The organism is Acidiplasma sp. MBA-1, from assembly GCF_000949015.1.
In the GTDB taxonomy this organism is placed as follows: Archaea; Thermoplasmatota; Thermoplasmata; order Thermoplasmatales; family Thermoplasmataceae; genus Acidiplasma; species Acidiplasma aeolicum.
In genome coordinates this window covers 571,090-586,908 of sequence record NZ_JYHS01000001.1, presented here as the reverse complement: position 1 = coordinate 586,908, position 15,819 = coordinate 571,090, and the positions used below count along the sequence as shown (strand labels likewise).

Below are 15,819 nucleotides of genomic sequence, written 5' to 3'. Positions count from 1 at the left end.
CTAATCATTTAATTTCGATATATATGAATCTCTATGAATACATGGGGAAGGAAATTTTTAAAAAATATGGAATACCAGTTCCAGATGGCTATGTTGTTTCTGATATTAATGAGATCAGGCCCTATCAATATCCAGTGGCCGTAAAATCCCAGATACTTTCAGGAAAGCGTGGCAAATCAGGTGGTATAAAATTTGCCAAATCACAGGAGGATCTAAAAGAGGCTGCAAAAACCCTGCTGGGAACAACTATAAACGGTTTAAAGGTAAATAAACTATTAATAGAGAGAATGATAAATATTAAAAAAGAGTTATATTTAAGCATAACCCTTGATAGATCATCAAAGGGGCCACTTTTAATGGCATCTCCTGATGGCGGGATGGATATAGAGAGTGTACCAGACAGCAGAATAATAAAAATAAAGATAGACCCATTAATGGGATATTCTGATTATATATCACGGGAGGTTTCTGAATTTCTGGGCCTTTCCGGCAGTTTGAAGTCGCAGCTTGGTACTTTAATAGGATTACTTTATAATGCATTTAAAAAGGAGGATTCTCTACTGATGGAGATAAATCCTCTTATAATCGATTCATCAGATAATATTATTGCCGGTGATTCCAAGGTAATTATAGATGATAGTTCCCTATACAGGCATAAGCAGTATATTTTCCCTGATCCTGAGAAGACAGAGCTCGAAAATGAATCAGCATCAAAAAGCTTTACATTCATTGAAATGGATGGTGACATCGGTGTAATAGCCAATGGTGCGGGGCTTACAATGGCGACGCTGGATGCCCTGACGCTTCACAAACTCAGGCCAAGAAATTTCCTTGACCTAGGTGGAACTGACAGTACGGGTATAGTTGAGGATGCATTCTCATTTGTTTTGAGGGCAGATCCAAAAATATTTTTTGTGAATATATTTGGCGGTGTTACCAAGGCTGATACGGTGGCCAATGGCATAGTTGCAGCAAAGAATAAATTCAATATAAAACAGAAAATTGTTGTTAGGCTTAGCGGTGTTCATGAGGATGAGGGCAGGAGGATTCTTATGGACAATGGCATAGATGCCTATTCAAATATGAATGATGCAATCAATGAGCTTGTGAAATTAAATGGGGGTAATTAAAATGGTGCTTATAACAAAAAATACAAGGGTAATAGTTCAGGGAATGACCGGTCACCAGGGTTCATTTCATTCAGGTGAAATGATAAAATTTGGGACAAATGTTGTTGCAGGAGTTTCTCCGGGAAAATCTGGCGGCACTGTCAATGGCATAAAAATATATGAAACTGTTATGGACACACTTGAACTTATGCCTGAAGCCTCAATGCTGGCAGTGCCGGCTCCTTTTGTCAGGGATGCCGCCTTTGAGGCAATTGATAATGGACTTAAGCTTATATACATACTGGCAGAACACGTTCCTGTACATGACACCATGGAAATTGTTGCAGAGGCAAACAGAAAGGGTGTAACAGTTATAGGCCCAAACAGCCCCGGAATTACGGTTCCTGGTGAGGCAAAAATAGGGATCATGCCCAACCATATATTTAGAAAAGGAGACGTTGCAATTGCATCAAGAAGTGGAACATTAACATATGAAATTGTTAAGGCTGTTACTGATGCTGGATTTGGTGAGAGTACAGTAATAGGACTGGGAGGAGACCCTATTGTTGGCCTTACCTTCCTTGATGTAATAAAAATGTATAACGAGGATAAAAACACCAAAAGGATTGTGCTTGTTGGTGAGATTGGTGGAAGTGAGGAGGAAAGGGCTGCCAGATATGTAAAGGAAAATGTCAAAAAGCCTGTTGTTGGTTACATAACCGGAAGGAGTGCACCACCAGGAAAAAGAATGGGGCATGCAGGTGCAATAATTGAACGTGGGACAGGCACTGCAGAATCAAAAATAAAAGCGTTTATGGATGCTGGAATTAATGTTGCAGATTATCCGGATGATATACCCAAGCTTTTAAAATAATTTTTATAAACATTTTCAAAAAAAATATACCTTTAATTACATTATAAAAATTAGTATGATATGAAAATATTATTTCAAATATCTGAAAGTGAGAAAATACCTTTGTCATATCTGGCAATATCCAATATGGCAAAAATGAATGATGTTGAAGACATTGTTGCAGTTTATTCAGAAACTGGTATATTTGGCGTTCTTAAATCCGAATCTGAAAATATAAACAATTTGCTTGGCAATCATAAAATAAATGTATACGCATGCGGTGTTGCAATGAAATCAAACAACCTTTCAGATGCTGATCTGGCACCCGGTGTTAAAATCGCTCCTGTTAGCTTTTATGAAATTGCAAAAAGGCAAAAGGATGGCTATATCTACCTAAGGCTTTAAAATTTTAATTTTTATCTTCCAGCTTCAAAGTATCCTGCCCCAGTTATGGTATAATATCTTTATTTAAACCATGATTTTATTAATAAAAATTTTTTATACTTAATAATATTATAACATTAAATTGATAATAAATATACATGTGTACAGGGGAACAAAAAATAGACGAATAAAAGAAAATGGTCTTGATGTATACATGGATGAGCCGATGGAAAATAACCGGGCAAATGCAGGTATTATAAAACAGCTATCCAAATTTTATAATGTTAATTCAAAGGATATAAAGATAATCTCTGGCCTTAAATCTAATAATGTAATACTTTTACTGTAAATTCAAATGACCCTTTACCATTATACCTAATCAACCAGCCTTATCAGTGAATCACCATTGGGAAATGCACCTATCTTTTTAATCCATCTCTTTAATTCCCTGTTGAATCTCTCTGTTACATTGTTTGTATGCAGCTTTCTCTGATGTTCTTTTGGAAATGATATGTATGAATATAAAGAATCATACCATTTATAGAACATGTCAATGGACTTATTTAACTTCATTTCCTCCATCCTATCCATGGCCATCCTAAATAACGATTCATCCATTAGTGCCTCTGACACTATTTTTGATACATCCTTCCAATACTCATTATTCATTGTCTTTCTTAGATTCTTCATGAAATGGAAATGGCAGTACTGCCACAGTGATCCGGGGAATGATTCTTTTACTGCCTTCATTATTCCCCTATGGCCATCTGATATTACCAGTTGTACTCCTGTTAATCCCCTTTCCTTAAGCCTGAAGAAGTTGCTCCAGTCCATTTCATCCTCTGAATTATAAATATCCATTGATAATATCTGCCTTATACCATTGGTGTTTACACCTATTGATGTGTATAATGCCATTGATTTATATTTACTATTTTCCCTGACCTTAAAATAAGCAGCATCTATGTATAAATATTTTATTTTATCCTCTATTCTATTCTCTAAGAACTCCTTAACCTTGGTATCAAGCTGCCTATTCAGTGATGATACGTACTCAGGAGATACATTTACACCTAAATTATTTATTATACTGTTTACTGATCTTTGACACACCATTGATGTATGATTCTGCTATTACAGAGTTTAAAGCCCTTTCCACATTTGAATACCTGTCAAATATCTTGATTGTGAATGATCCTGACCTTATATCAGGCTTGTCCAATATTAATTCACCATCCAAAGTCTTTAATTTCCTCTTCTTGTAACCATTCCTGTAGCCTGTCCTTTTATTATTCCTTTCATATCTTACAGCATTTAACTGTTCAATGGCCTCTTCATCCATTACATTGTTTAGAAACCATGTAATCAGTTCCTTCTTTCCCTCTTTTCCGTCATTTATGAAAACCTTTATTAATTCCTCTATACTTATTAATTGATTCTTTGCATTTGTCATTTTTTCATTTCCTAATGAATTTATGATATTGCAAAGAGTCATTTTAAATTTACAGTAGATTAATTACATTATCGAAATAAATCCCGTTTTAATAATAAAGATTACGTAATTACATAGAAAATTTCTATATTATCAAGAATTTTATTTGCATTGACTTAAATTTAAATATTAGTTGAATATAAAGTATTATACTTATGTCTCAACAAAAATTTATTGATAGAGAAGAGGAAATGGAGATATTAAAAAATCAGTATGATATGGAAGGATCAGGGCTTATTGTTATATATGGAAGAAGAAGGGTTGGTAAAACAGAACTTATAAATAATTTTATGTCAGGCCATGGTTTATATTTTCTTGCAACCAATGAGGGGGATACTGAAAATATAAGAAATTTTCAGAAATTATTATCAGAGTTTTTAAATGACAAAAGCATTGAATATGCCTATTATAATGACTGGTATTCACTTTTTTCATCCATTGTTAATAACAAAAATTTTATAGAGAAAACAAAAAAATCAAAAATTATTATTGCAATTGATGAATTTCCATATTTAATAGAGGCAAACAGGTCTATACCATCTATTTTTCAGAAAATTTATGATTCATTTCTTAAAAATAATAATGTTTTTTTAATTCTTTCAGGGTCATCTGTAAGCATAATGGAAAATGATGTTTTATCATATAAATCCCCGTTATATGGCAGAAGAACCGGGCAGATTAGAATTAAACCATTAAAATTTAAATTTATTAATAATTTTCTGAAATACAACATTGAAGATCTATGCAATAGCTATTTTGTCCTTGGTGGAATACCAGAATATATATTAAAGTTTAATACCAATTTATCATTCTGGAATAATTTAAAAAACAATTTTTTAAACCGTGGCAGCTATCTTTACGAGGAGGCAGAGTTTTTATTAAGAGGCGAGTTAAGGGAGGCCAGGAATTACTTTACAATTTTAAAGGCAATAGCAATTGGAAATCACAGGCTGAATGAGATATGCTCATATACCGGAATGGATAAAAGCATGGTATCAAAATATATTGATGTTTTGATATCCCTTGATTTTATAGAACCGGAAATACCATTTGGGTCAGATAAAAATTTTAAACGCAGGCTTTACTGGATTAAGGACAATTATTTATCATTCTGGTTCCGCTACATATTGCCAAATAAAAGCGAAATAGAAAATTCAAGAACAGAAAGGGTGTTTAATTATATAAAAAATGATTTTAATACATACGCGGGAGAAAAATTTGAATATTTAATAAGGTCATTAATATACGATGGCCTTACCGGAAAATATTATGACAATGTATCAAGGTGGTGGGGTAAAAACAAATTAAAGAATAAAGGAAATGATATTGAGGAAATAGACATAGTTGCGTATTCATCAGAAAGAAATGAACTGTTATTTGGTGAATGCAAGTGGACAAATAAAAAGATATCAGCATCATTAATAGACAAATTAATGGAAAAATCTAAAATTTTGCTTAAAAATTATAATAACTGTAATGTTATATATGCTTTATTTTCCAAATCTGGCTTTATTGAAAATAAAAACACCATAAAAAATAAAAACATAATTTTAATGGATTTAAATGATGTAAAGAATTTTATTGAAAAAAATAAAAGTTAATACACGCTTTAAAGCTGGTTGTGTATATTTTACCTATATATTACATAATGGTACATAATTATATATAAATATTCACATTAACAGTTTCAACCCTATTACCTCATTTAAATGCTTTAATCCTGATGCCCTGGTATTGATTTTTTAAGTATGCAAGAGCATACTATGCCTTTGACATACCCACGGGCCTTGAAATTGATAAAATTTTTTATTTAAATTTATATAGGTTAATGGAGAATATGCTATTATTTTTATATTGTTTTTGTCGCAAGTCAGAAATCTAAGCATTTTTGTTTAAGAATCACTATCCAACATCAAAACAATCAGAATTTTTACACAGATACCTTTTAATAAACTAATAAAACTAATTAAAAACAAAGGAGAAGAGAATGGAATAGATGTTATTTTCAGGAAGAATCATACACTTCTAAATGCTCTTTTCTTGATAATGAAACAATAGAAAAACATGATAAATATCTTGGAAAAAGAATAAAAAGAGGATTGTTTAAATCTGCAAAAGGAATTTTAATAAATCCAGATATTAACGGTTCTTACAATATAATAAAAAAGGCATTCCAGAATGCATTTGACGGGATAGGCGGGTTAAGGGTTAATCCTGAAAGTTTAAGCATCTTTAAATTATTAGAGATGACAACTTTCAAAGATGGATGTTAACAAATGTTAACAGAAATCTTAACCTAATATTATGATTTGAACCATGATTTTATTAATAAAAATTTTTTTATACTCAATAATATTATAACTTTAAATTGATAATAAATATACATGTGTACAGGGGGCCAAAAAATATACGCATAAAGGAAAACGGTCTTGATGTATACACTGCCGAACCAATGGAAAATAACCGGGCAAATGCAGATATTATAAAACAGTTATCCAAATTTTATAATGTTAATTCAACGGATATAAAGATAATCTCTGGCCTTAAATCTAAAAAGAAGTCCATTTTAATTAAAAACAAATAAGGTTTACTCGTGTTTATATTTCATCTTTTAATTATTTCCCTGTATGCATCCAAATTTATACTTTCATCTATTGTTTCCATCTTTCTCCTCAGTTCTCCCGGAATTTTTGATATATAAATATCATCCTTAATGATAAAGGCGTTAACAGATGAAAGTTCCAAAAGTAAAGATTCAATATAGCTCATTCTGCCCGGGTGTATAAATGTCGAATGCCTAAAAAATGATAAATAAAAATTAAGCGCTATTGTGTTTATTATTACATAGCCATCTATCGCCCTGCTATCAATCCAGTAAACGCTATCAGAATAAAGCCTGAATTTTGAGTATGATACAATACGGTCTATAAAATTCCTTAGGTTGATTGCCTGATAAATAAGATTATGATTTATGTCAAGGTTTGATATGGCCATTTTTAAATTTCTTACCTTCTTAAATTCAATAAAATCCACATCCTCATTTCCCTCATAAAATATATAATATAACAATTTTCCAATCCTTTTTTCTGAGAAAAATATGCTTTTTTTTAAAAGTTCATTATAATCCCTGTAAAGTATAATCTTCTCCATTTTAAATCTGTTTTTAATTTTTATAATATCATTTTCATTTCCCTCTATTATGAAATTAATATTATTTTTCATAAGTTTTTGTATGTTTTTTGGTGTATTAAAACCGGATTCCAGAATCAAAACACCACCATTATTAACAGACCTGGTCATATTAATGAACTTTTCAATATTGTAAAATTTATCGGTAATATAATCTGAATTTATTATATTAAGGCTGATGGCATCTATAAGTATATCCAAAATAACCACATTAAATTCATTTTTTTCCTCAATCTGTGATATTATTGATATCTCAATGTGAAGCAAAAGCATATCCTCTTTTATCTCCATAAGGTTCTCAAATTTATCACGTCTCCTTGACAGATACCTTAAAACATAACTTATATTGTTATTCATAATCTTAAGGCGTGGCCATATTAGGCTAAGTATGCTTCTTTTATAGTAATATCTTGAGTAACCAAGCGGGGATTTATAAAGTGCAATTATTAATGCAAGTGCCTTAATTTCATTATTGTATTTGTCAAATATATTATCTATTTTATCAAGTGACTGCCTGTTAAGGGTCATAATTGCCGCTATGTCCCCATACTGTAATGCCCTGTCAGGAACCACGAACTTTTGGTTTATAACTATATTCCCGTTATCCAGCCTTCCCAGATATCTTGTTTTTTTAATCTCCCTTTTATTCCTTTTATCCCAGATGTTTAAAGTATAGTATGCATAATATTTATTTTTAATATTTTTAATTTCAATCTGGCCAGATCTGCTCATAAAATATATAAGCCTTGGTAATATATTAAATGTTTTTCCAGGATATAATAGATTTATATATTACAATTAAAAGTGTTAACCTCCATTTTTTAAATTTAATATATAAATGCTTGTTAATATAAATTAGTGATAAAAAATGGTCAAATTTATAGAGAGTGCAAAAAATCATAAATCAAAAAGAAATAAGATAATACTAATAGCAGGGATAATCATTGCACTTCTATTGTCCATGACTGCGGGTTACATGGCACTAAACTCATCAACTGTTACTGCAAAACCTGTGACACTGACTGATTTCGGGATTACAGCATCTGAAATGATTTTAACAAATGCAACAATTACGACATTAAATGTTAGTGGACAAACTGAATATCATGTTGTAATGCAAAAGGTATCAATAAGCAACCTTGTTTTAAAAAAGTATATTAACGGGTCATTGTACGCAACAATTAAATCATCGATGGCAACAGGATTAAATGTTACACTGTATGCAACACACATATATGCAAATAATACATCGTATACGAACCTTATTATAAATGAGCAGCCAAATTTTACCATAACAGCAAGTCAGATAATAATGTATAATGCCACAATAAATGCAACTTACCAGAAAGCCTCATCATTTAGCATGTCAAAAACAAACCTTGGATTCAACAGCCCTAATTTTATACTGGCTGCATACACGGTGAAGTCCAGGTGATTTAATGATGGAAGAAATTACTGAAAAACTGGATGATATACTAAAATTAAATTATCCACCATGGGTACACAGGCACATTGATATACCAAAGATAAGCTTATATGATGCCTTTTCCCGGTCTGTGGATAAATATAAGAATAATATAGCAGTAGACTTCATGGGACTTAAAATAAGCTATGGGCAATTAAGGGATGAGGTGGATGCCCTTTCATTCAGGTTATCTGAACTTGGAATAACAAAGGGAGACAGAATTGCAGTTATGCTGCCAAATATACCACAGTACATCATATTTTTCTTTGCAATATCCAAGCTTGGTGCAATTATCGTCCAGGTTAACCCATTATATACAGAGAAGGAGATAAGGGAGGAACTATATGATTCTGGGGCACGTTCAATGGTTGTCATGGATGAATTTATAAATAAGGTAATAAAATTTTATCCTGCACATTTAAAAAATATTTTTGTTGTAAGGGTTAAGGATTATCTTCCCGGTGTAATATCTGCAATTTATTCCCTGATAACCATAAGAAAAAGGCCAAAAATTCCTGCAGCAGATAAGATATATATCTGTAAGAGGCCAAATAGAATAAAAGTATCTCCTGAACAAGTACATATAGACCCTCAGAATGATCCTGCCCTGTTCCAGTACACTGGAGGCACAACAGGCGTTCCAAAGGCTGCGGTGCTAACACATTATAATTTAATAGCAAACGCATACCAGATAATAGAATGGCTTCCACCGAAGTACAAGGAGAATTTATCATATCTATCATCAATACCATTTTTTCATGTTTACGGCATGATGACCGCAATGCTAACACCATTGATACAGGGATCCAAAATTATTCTTGTACCAGACCCAAGGGATATTAAAATGACAATTAATTTAATGGAAAGAAAAAAACCAACGGCATTTCCTGGAATACCAACGTTATACCATTCAATTACCCAGTTTAAGAATATTGAGAAGAGGAATATCAGGGATGTAAGGGTATGCATTTCCGGGGCCGCACCCCTGCCTGTGGAACTGCAGAAAAAGTTTGAGGAACTTACAGGTGCAAAGCTTGTTGAGGGCTACGGCCTCAGTGAGTGCTCACCCGTGGCTAACATCACACCAATTTACGAAGAAGACAGTGATAAATACATAAGGCCAGGTTCAGTTGGCATGCCTGTTCCAGACACATATGAAAAGATCGTTTCAATAGACGATGGCATTACCGAGGTGCCCATTGGGTCTCCGGGTGAGCTGTTAATTAAGGGTCCGCAGGTCATGAAGGGCTACTGGAACAGGCCCGATGAGAATAATAATGTTTTAAGCGATGGCTGGCTCCATACAGGTGACATAGCAAAAATGGACAATGATGGCTATGTTTACATACTTGACAGGAAGAAGGACATGATCATAGCCGGAGGCTATAATATATACCCCAGGGAGATAGAGGAGGTTTTATACCAGAATCCCAGGATATCAGAATGTGCTGTAATAGGCATAAGGGATGAGCACCGTGGTGAAACGGTAAAGGCTGTAATAGTAAGGAATGATAATACATTAACTGAGAAGGATGTTATTGATTTCTGCAGGGATAAGCTTGCAGTTTACAAGGTGCCAAAAATCATAGAATTCAGGGATGAGCTGCCAAAAACACTTGTTGGAAAGGTGGATAAGAAGGCATTGCGTGGTGAAAATGAGAACAAATAAAAAATATCTAAAAATTGTGGTCATTTCACTGGCATTAATAATCATATTAAGCTTTATTCCCTATTATGGAAGTTTTCTACATCAGGGCAGGAATGGAAATGAAAACAATTCCAGTACGGCCAGTGACCCACAAAATTTCTTTTTTATAAATATAACCAAAATAACACTTCATGATGCAGTTATTACACCAGAGTTGAATGGAACCTACCATATTACAGCTGCCTCTGCGTCATTTAATAATCTTACCCTGCAGCACACCGTATTGGGAAATAAAATTATAACCATAACAGCACCATATGGAAATATTACAGGCCTGAATGTATGGTCAAACACCCTTAGCTTTTCAGCAATTAACACACTGGTAAATGGTATATTAAATGTAATAACCACCATAACTGGAATTTTAAGCGGGAATCTAACCGTGTATAATCTATCAATTGAGGCAACCTATTTTAGTGCATCTAGCCAGCAATTAAATAATGGAAATGTAACATTATAATGGATTTTATTAGATATTATTTTTAAAATTTTAATTTTACATATATAAAGAAATTCTTAGCCTAGATATTTACTATAAATTTAAATAACCAATTGTTAATTATAATTATGCATGGCCTTATTTTGATAATTCATAAATGTATTAATTAGAAAACAAAACCTTATAATTTAAATTTGGGCAATAAAATAATAGAGATATAATTTCCATTTAACAGGAATTATATACTATTTAAAGATGAATTTTTATGACTTTATTCTGCACTGAAGAATGGGCTGAAGAATTTGTTGACCTATTAAATAATAATAAAGAATATTATATTAATGGAAAAGACTGGAACGATACAATTACCTTTGGAATAAATGCAGATGACAAACATCCAGAAAACTGGTATCTTTATTTAAAACTTTCCGGAGGAAAATGCATTGAGTATAAATGTTCTGAAAATCTTAACAAGCTCCCCGAATCAACATTTTTATATTATGGAACCTATTCAAACTGGATAAAATTAATAAAATCACAGATTGATCCCATACAGGGATTAATTACTGGTGAGTTCCATCTGAGGGGACCAATGATGAAGATTATGAATTATACAAAGGCTGCAGAGGAAATGGTTTCAACTGCAAGCAAAATTAAAACTGAATTCTTATAATTAACACCAAAAAATAATTTGATATTTATCCATTTATGATATTTAGCATTTCAAGTGCATTTTTTGGTGCCATTGCGTTGTAATCATTATTAAAATAAATAAATGCTTTTTCAGGCTTTATGTTTATGATTTCATTATAGAAGGCTTTTAATTTATTACTTGAATAATCTGTTGCATAACCGTTTTCATCACCATGAAGCCTAAAATATATTATATTATCATCAGGGAATATCAGTGGTAAATCTTTAGAACTTACCGAGGCGACATGTATGCCATTGGCAATTATATTTTTTATTATATTCATATCAAACCATCCACGGTGTCGGAACTCAACAATTCCTCCAGCAGGAATATTGTTTAAAATTCTTTCTAGATTTTCATCTGTATATTTAAATGATGGCGGCATTTGGTATAATATAAATGCCAGTTTCTCCTTCAGATTCTTTATTGCCCCTAAAAATGTATTAAGGGTATCAGTACAGTCATTCAATTTTTGAATGTGGGTTATATATCTATTTGCCTTAACACTAAATAAAAAATTTTTTGGAGACATTTTATACCATTTAATTACACGCTTGGCATCTGGCATGGAATAAAACGTTGAATTAATTTCAACAGTGTTAAACCTTTCTGAATAGTATTCGAACCATCTCCTTTTGTTCAGATTTGATGGATAAAAAAGGCTATTCCAGTGAAGGTAAAACCATCCCGAGCAGCCCACATGAAATTCTATCATAATTTGTTAATATCAATTAATATAAAAGTTTTGAAGCATATTTTAAAATAATGTAATAAAATATAAATAATATAATATAAATTTTAATTCTTATTACATAATTCAGAGTTTGGATTTTTTAGCTACTAAAAATTTATATATTTATCTTATATGGCAACTTGGTGGTTTAATCGATTATAATAATTCTAAAAAGGGTCTTATAGAAATATTATCGTCAACTGTAATATGGGGTTCCATACCTGTTTTTGCCATCTGGTCAATGCTCCCATCACCCGTTTTTGTTTTCTTTAGAGTTTTAATATCATTTCTGTTATTATCAATAATATTAAGGAAGAATCTGATAAAAATATTAAAGAAATTATCCAATTTTTATGTAATTTTATCCGGTATATTATTATCATTAAACTGGGTTTTTTTATTTTATGCAGTTTTTATGATCCCTGTTTCAGAGGCAATAATATTTTATTATACTGGCCCGGTTATAGCCATATTATTCTCACCATTTTTGAAGGAAAAAATAAATAATGGTGGGTTATTGAATATTTTTGTATCCTTCACAGGAATAATAATAATGTCACTGGGGTCATTGAATTTAAATATAATTGGCATAATATTGGCATTGCTATCTGGGATAACATACGGTTTATTATCTGTAACAAGCAAATTTTCCTCCAGATATGTAAATTCAATAGATTTGGTGTTTCTGCAGTCGGTAATATCAGCAATAATATTATTACCGTTTTTATTTATAACCAAATTCATAATAAACTATGATGTAATAATAATTATAATAATATCAGGATCCGTGCAGACTGTCCTTGCATTATTTTTATGGTATGATTCATTAAAAAATTTAAACATACAAATAGTTTCAATACTGAGCTATCTTGATCCTGTTTTTGCAATAATATTTGCACTGATATTATTAGGGCAGATACCGTCATTGTATACAATAATAGGAGGCTTGCTATTAATAGGCAGTGGAATAATAACCACTGGCAGTACCATCAGAAGATACAATGTAAAATCGTTTAATGTCATGGATAGGCCATAAATATAATTTAAAGTCCAATTAAGAGCAGTTAATTTATACATTTAAATATTATAAATAATAAATAACAATATCAAATCATTGAGGGTGGATTAAAAAATTAAAGATGGTTATTTATTTTTAATCATAAAATATGGGTTTTTCTGTTTGTTTGCATAGACTATTTTATTGGAAGTTTCAAGAATTTCCTTAATCCTTTCCTGTGAAATTTTCATTTTTTTCCTTCCATATGAATAAAGATCATAGGTTCTAAATAAAAACCTTGGAAAGGAAAAAAAATCCCTCAGATATACCGGCATCATTTTTAATATGAACTGTGTTCCATTATCTATTAATTTTTTCTTAATCCCGCCGAGCCTGTCATTACGTATCTTTCCTATAATAAATTTATAAATATAAAATGAATATGATGCATAGAACTGTATAATCTGGTCCAGAACAGGGCCAACCTTTGTTTTCATTACGGGAGTTAAAACATCATACCTGTCCCAGTCAAGTGTAAACAATTCATTATTTTTTAGTGCATTATCGAATATCCTTGTTCCTGGCAATGGGGTGTATATTGAAAATTGAACGGCATCTGCACCAGCCCTTCCAAGCTTTCTGGAAAACCTCACGGTTGATATGGCATCCCTTAACCTCTCATATGGTGCACCTATCATCATACCCACCAGAACAACTATATTATTCTGGGACAGTATCCTTACAGCATCCACCGACTGCGGTGTAAACTCACCCTTATGCATTTTTTTAAGAATTTCCTTGCTTCCGGATTCAACACCCAGGAATGATATACCCATGCCAGCCTCTGCTGCAAGTTTAATTAATTCAGGATTTTTTGATGTGACATCAGCACGCATTTGAACTATCCACTTCATATCTATTTTTTCTTCTATTATTCTTTTAAATAACTCCTCACGCTGCTTAACATTTGGGAAGACTATGAAGATATCATCTGTAAAAAATATCCATGTGTACCCTGCCCTTTTGGCCCTCTTCATCTCCTCTATGATGCGGTCATTTGATTTATTGCGCCACTTATTTCCCCATGTGGGAGTTACAGAGCAGAAATCACATGCATATGGGCATCCACGTGAGGTTTCAAGGCACATAACCTTTTCATGCTCACCATATACCTTAAATGTATATTTACTGCTGTCCAGGAGCTCCAGTGGTGGATATGGCAATGAGTCAAGATCCGATATTAGTTCCCTGGGTTCAGTTTTTAATATTCTATTACCATTTCTGTAATAAATTCCCTTAACAGTGGAAAAATCGTGGTGATTAATTATGGCCATGGCTATATCATAAATTGTTTCATCACCCTCACCAAGAACTGAAATGTCAAAACCAGAATTTATGATTTCTACAGGAAGAAATGTTGCATGATGCCCGCCTGCAACCATAACCGTATCAGGTAAACTTTCCTTAATTTTTCTGGCTATATATCCTGCATTGTTATGTGCGGCAGTTGCGTGCAGTGTTATTCCAACAAGGTCTGGTTTATAATTTACTGAGGCTGAAACAACATCATCCAGTGTAAGATTATCACCCTCCATATCTATAATTTTAACCTCTGCTTCAGGTATCCGTAATATTTCTCCAGCAAGGTCTAAAAGGCCCAGCGGTGCGGGAAGAAATCCCCATTTTGTCATATATGCACTGCCAGTTGCATTGCTAGGCCTTATGAATAATGCCTTAAATGCCATATTAAAAAATGAATTAACAATTTAAATACTTTTCTTAATCATTAAATATACACAAAATACTTATTTAATGAAGAGTTTATACCTGAATATTTTATATAAAATAGCTTAGTCCCATAATTTAAATAAGGATAAAATTTGCATTTTATTATATGTCCATTAAAAATAATATATATTATTATCTATACCCATGAGGGTGCAAAGATATTGAATAATTACATTATTGGAGATTATAAGCAACAAAAAGAGATTTATAAAGATTTCCTGAAAAACATAGTCGATAAATTTATTAAAAAAAATTATAAAAAACCATTTATAATAGGTTTAACAGGCAGCGTTGCATCCGGAAAGACAACATTATCATATATATTCCAGGAAATACTTAAAAATATGCTACCCGGTAAAAATATATGCCGTGTTAGCACAGACAATTTTTTAAAAAGTAATGAAGAGCTTATCAGGGAAAATATCCTTAACCGGAAAGGATTCCCTGAAAGTTATAAAAATGAACTGTTCTGCCAATTTTTTATGCTAATAAAATCTGGTATTAAATTTATATCCATACCTGTATATTCACATTTATATTATGACATAATACAGGAAAATTACATTATAAGAGACCCAGATATTATAATTCTGGAAGGCCTTGGTTTTGGAAATAATTTCAATAAATGCCACGTTTATGAACATGTGGATGTATTAATATTCATTAAGGCAAGGATGAATTATGTAAGGTCATGGTATATATCAAGATTTTATAATCTTATATATGAATCAAATAATGACCCCAAAAGCTTTTACTACAAATTTAGGTCAATGAATGATGATGAAATTATGAAAATCATAAATTACGCATGGTATAAAATAAATCTCCCAAATTATTATAAAAACATTGTTAGGCTGCAGAAAAAATCTAACTTTATTATTGTTAAAACAGCAAATCATGTTGTATTGAATATAATAGACAATAATCAATAAAAAATAAATTTATTGCATAAATTTTATCTATTACAT

Annotated in this window: 16 protein-coding genes and 1 pseudogene; 13 read left to right on the top strand and 4 right to left on the bottom strand. The window is 31.8% G+C overall.

From position 1 onward, the window contains the following. The first annotated feature begins 23 nt into the window (after positions 1-23). The 4 genes from sucC to TZ01_RS02935 all read left to right on the top strand — a co-directional run bounded on the left by sucC (position 24) and on the right by TZ01_RS02935 (position 2,695). A complete protein-coding gene (sucC, locus tag TZ01_RS02950; RefSeq protein ID WP_048101275.1) occupies positions 24-1,130 on the top strand; it encodes an ADP-forming succinate--CoA ligase subunit beta in 1,107 nt (368 codons plus the stop codon). 1 nt (position 1,131) lies between these two features. Next, positions 1,132-1,983, top strand: a complete 852-nt coding sequence (sucD, locus tag TZ01_RS02945) for a succinate--CoA ligase subunit alpha (protein ID WP_082180440.1) — start codon at positions 1,132-1,134, stop codon at positions 1,981-1,983. Positions 1,984-2,043: 60 nt separating this feature from the next. Next, on the top strand, positions 2,044-2,367 hold the full coding sequence (locus tag TZ01_RS02940) for a DsrE family protein (protein WP_048101273.1): 324 nt from the start codon (positions 2,044-2,046) through the stop codon (positions 2,365-2,367). Between the two features lie 121 nt (positions 2,368-2,488). Next, entirely contained in the window at positions 2,489-2,695 is a 207-nt protein-coding gene (locus tag TZ01_RS02935) for a DUF167 family protein (RefSeq protein ID WP_048101272.1), read from the top strand. Positions 2,696-2,721: 26 nt separating this feature from the next. On the opposite strand, the pseudogene TZ01_RS02930 reads toward TZ01_RS02935, so the two are convergent. Beyond that, a pseudogene (locus TZ01_RS02930) lies at positions 2,722-3,799 on the bottom strand (IS256 family transposase). A gap of 194 nt (positions 3,800-3,993) precedes the next feature. Between TZ01_RS02930 and TZ01_RS02925 the strand changes: the two are divergent. The 3 genes from TZ01_RS02925 to TZ01_RS02920 all read left to right on the top strand — a co-directional run bounded on the left by TZ01_RS02925 (position 3,994) and on the right by TZ01_RS02920 (position 6,422). After that, positions 3,994-5,439: an ATP-binding protein gene (locus TZ01_RS02925; protein ID WP_048101271.1), complete on the top strand. Its 1,446-nt coding sequence runs from the start codon at positions 3,994-3,996 to the stop codon at positions 5,437-5,439. A gap of 498 nt (positions 5,440-5,937) precedes the next feature. Then, positions 5,938-6,111 carry a hypothetical protein gene (locus TZ01_RS09535; RefSeq protein ID WP_156150287.1) on the top strand — a complete coding sequence of 58 codons (174 nt, stop codon included), beginning with the start codon at positions 5,938-5,940 and terminating at the stop codon, positions 6,109-6,111. Between the two features lie 95 nt (positions 6,112-6,206). After that, entirely contained in the window at positions 6,207-6,422 is a 216-nt protein-coding gene (locus TZ01_RS02920) for a DUF167 family protein (RefSeq protein WP_048101270.1), read from the top strand. A gap of 20 nt (positions 6,423-6,442) precedes the next feature. Here the strand turns inward: TZ01_RS02920 and TZ01_RS02915 are convergent, their stop codons facing one another. Then, on the bottom strand, positions 6,443-7,759 hold the full coding sequence (locus TZ01_RS02915; protein ID WP_048101269.1) for a hypothetical protein: 1,317 nt from the start codon (positions 7,757-7,759) through the stop codon (positions 6,443-6,445). Between the two features lie 136 nt (positions 7,760-7,895). Here TZ01_RS02915 and TZ01_RS02910 point away from each other — a divergent pair, with 136 nt between their 5' ends. From TZ01_RS02910 to TZ01_RS02895, 4 genes are all read left to right on the top strand, one after another. Continuing rightward, on the top strand, positions 7,896-8,462 hold the full coding sequence (locus TZ01_RS02910; protein ID WP_048101268.1) for a hypothetical protein: 567 nt from the start codon (positions 7,896-7,898) through the stop codon (positions 8,460-8,462). A gap of 4 nt (positions 8,463-8,466) precedes the next feature. After that, complete coding sequence (locus TZ01_RS02905; protein ID WP_231563403.1) at positions 8,467-10,161, top strand: long-chain fatty acid--CoA ligase; 1,695 nt, start codon at positions 8,467-8,469, stop codon at positions 10,159-10,161. Then, positions 10,148-10,660 (top strand): hypothetical protein, encoded by a 513-nt coding sequence (locus tag TZ01_RS02900; protein ID WP_048101267.1) that lies wholly within the window; start codon positions 10,148-10,150, stop codon positions 10,658-10,660. The genes TZ01_RS02905 and TZ01_RS02900 overlap by 14 nt, the downstream gene beginning before the upstream one ends. A gap of 244 nt (positions 10,661-10,904) precedes the next feature. Beyond that, positions 10,905-11,312 (top strand): SCP2 sterol-binding domain-containing protein, encoded by a 408-nt coding sequence (locus TZ01_RS02895; RefSeq protein WP_048101266.1) that lies wholly within the window; start codon positions 10,905-10,907, stop codon positions 11,310-11,312. A gap of 25 nt (positions 11,313-11,337) precedes the next feature. On the opposite strand, the gene TZ01_RS02890 is transcribed toward TZ01_RS02895, so the two are convergent. Next, positions 11,338-12,048 carry a DUF72 domain-containing protein gene (locus tag TZ01_RS02890; protein ID WP_048101265.1) on the bottom strand — a complete coding sequence of 237 codons (711 nt, stop codon included), beginning with the start codon at positions 12,046-12,048 and terminating at the stop codon, positions 11,338-11,340. Positions 12,049-12,157: 109 nt separating this feature from the next. On the opposite strand from TZ01_RS02890, the gene TZ01_RS02885 reads away from it, so the two are divergent. Further along, complete coding sequence (locus tag TZ01_RS02885; protein ID WP_197065849.1) at positions 12,158-13,102, top strand: DMT family transporter; 945 nt, start codon at positions 12,158-12,160, stop codon at positions 13,100-13,102. Positions 13,103-13,209: 107 nt separating this feature from the next. Here the strand turns inward: TZ01_RS02885 and TZ01_RS02880 are convergent, their stop codons facing one another. Continuing rightward, on the bottom strand, positions 13,210-14,808 hold the full coding sequence (locus TZ01_RS02880) for a B12-binding domain-containing radical SAM protein (RefSeq protein ID WP_048101264.1): 1,599 nt from the start codon (positions 14,806-14,808) through the stop codon (positions 13,210-13,212). A 204-nt stretch (positions 14,809-15,012) separates the two neighbouring features. On the opposite strand from TZ01_RS02880, the gene TZ01_RS02875 reads away from it, so the two are divergent. Continuing rightward, a complete protein-coding gene (locus TZ01_RS02875) occupies positions 15,013-15,783 on the top strand; it encodes a type I pantothenate kinase (protein WP_162216748.1) in 771 nt (256 codons plus the stop codon). The last annotated feature ends 36 nt before the right edge of the window (positions 15,784-15,819 follow it).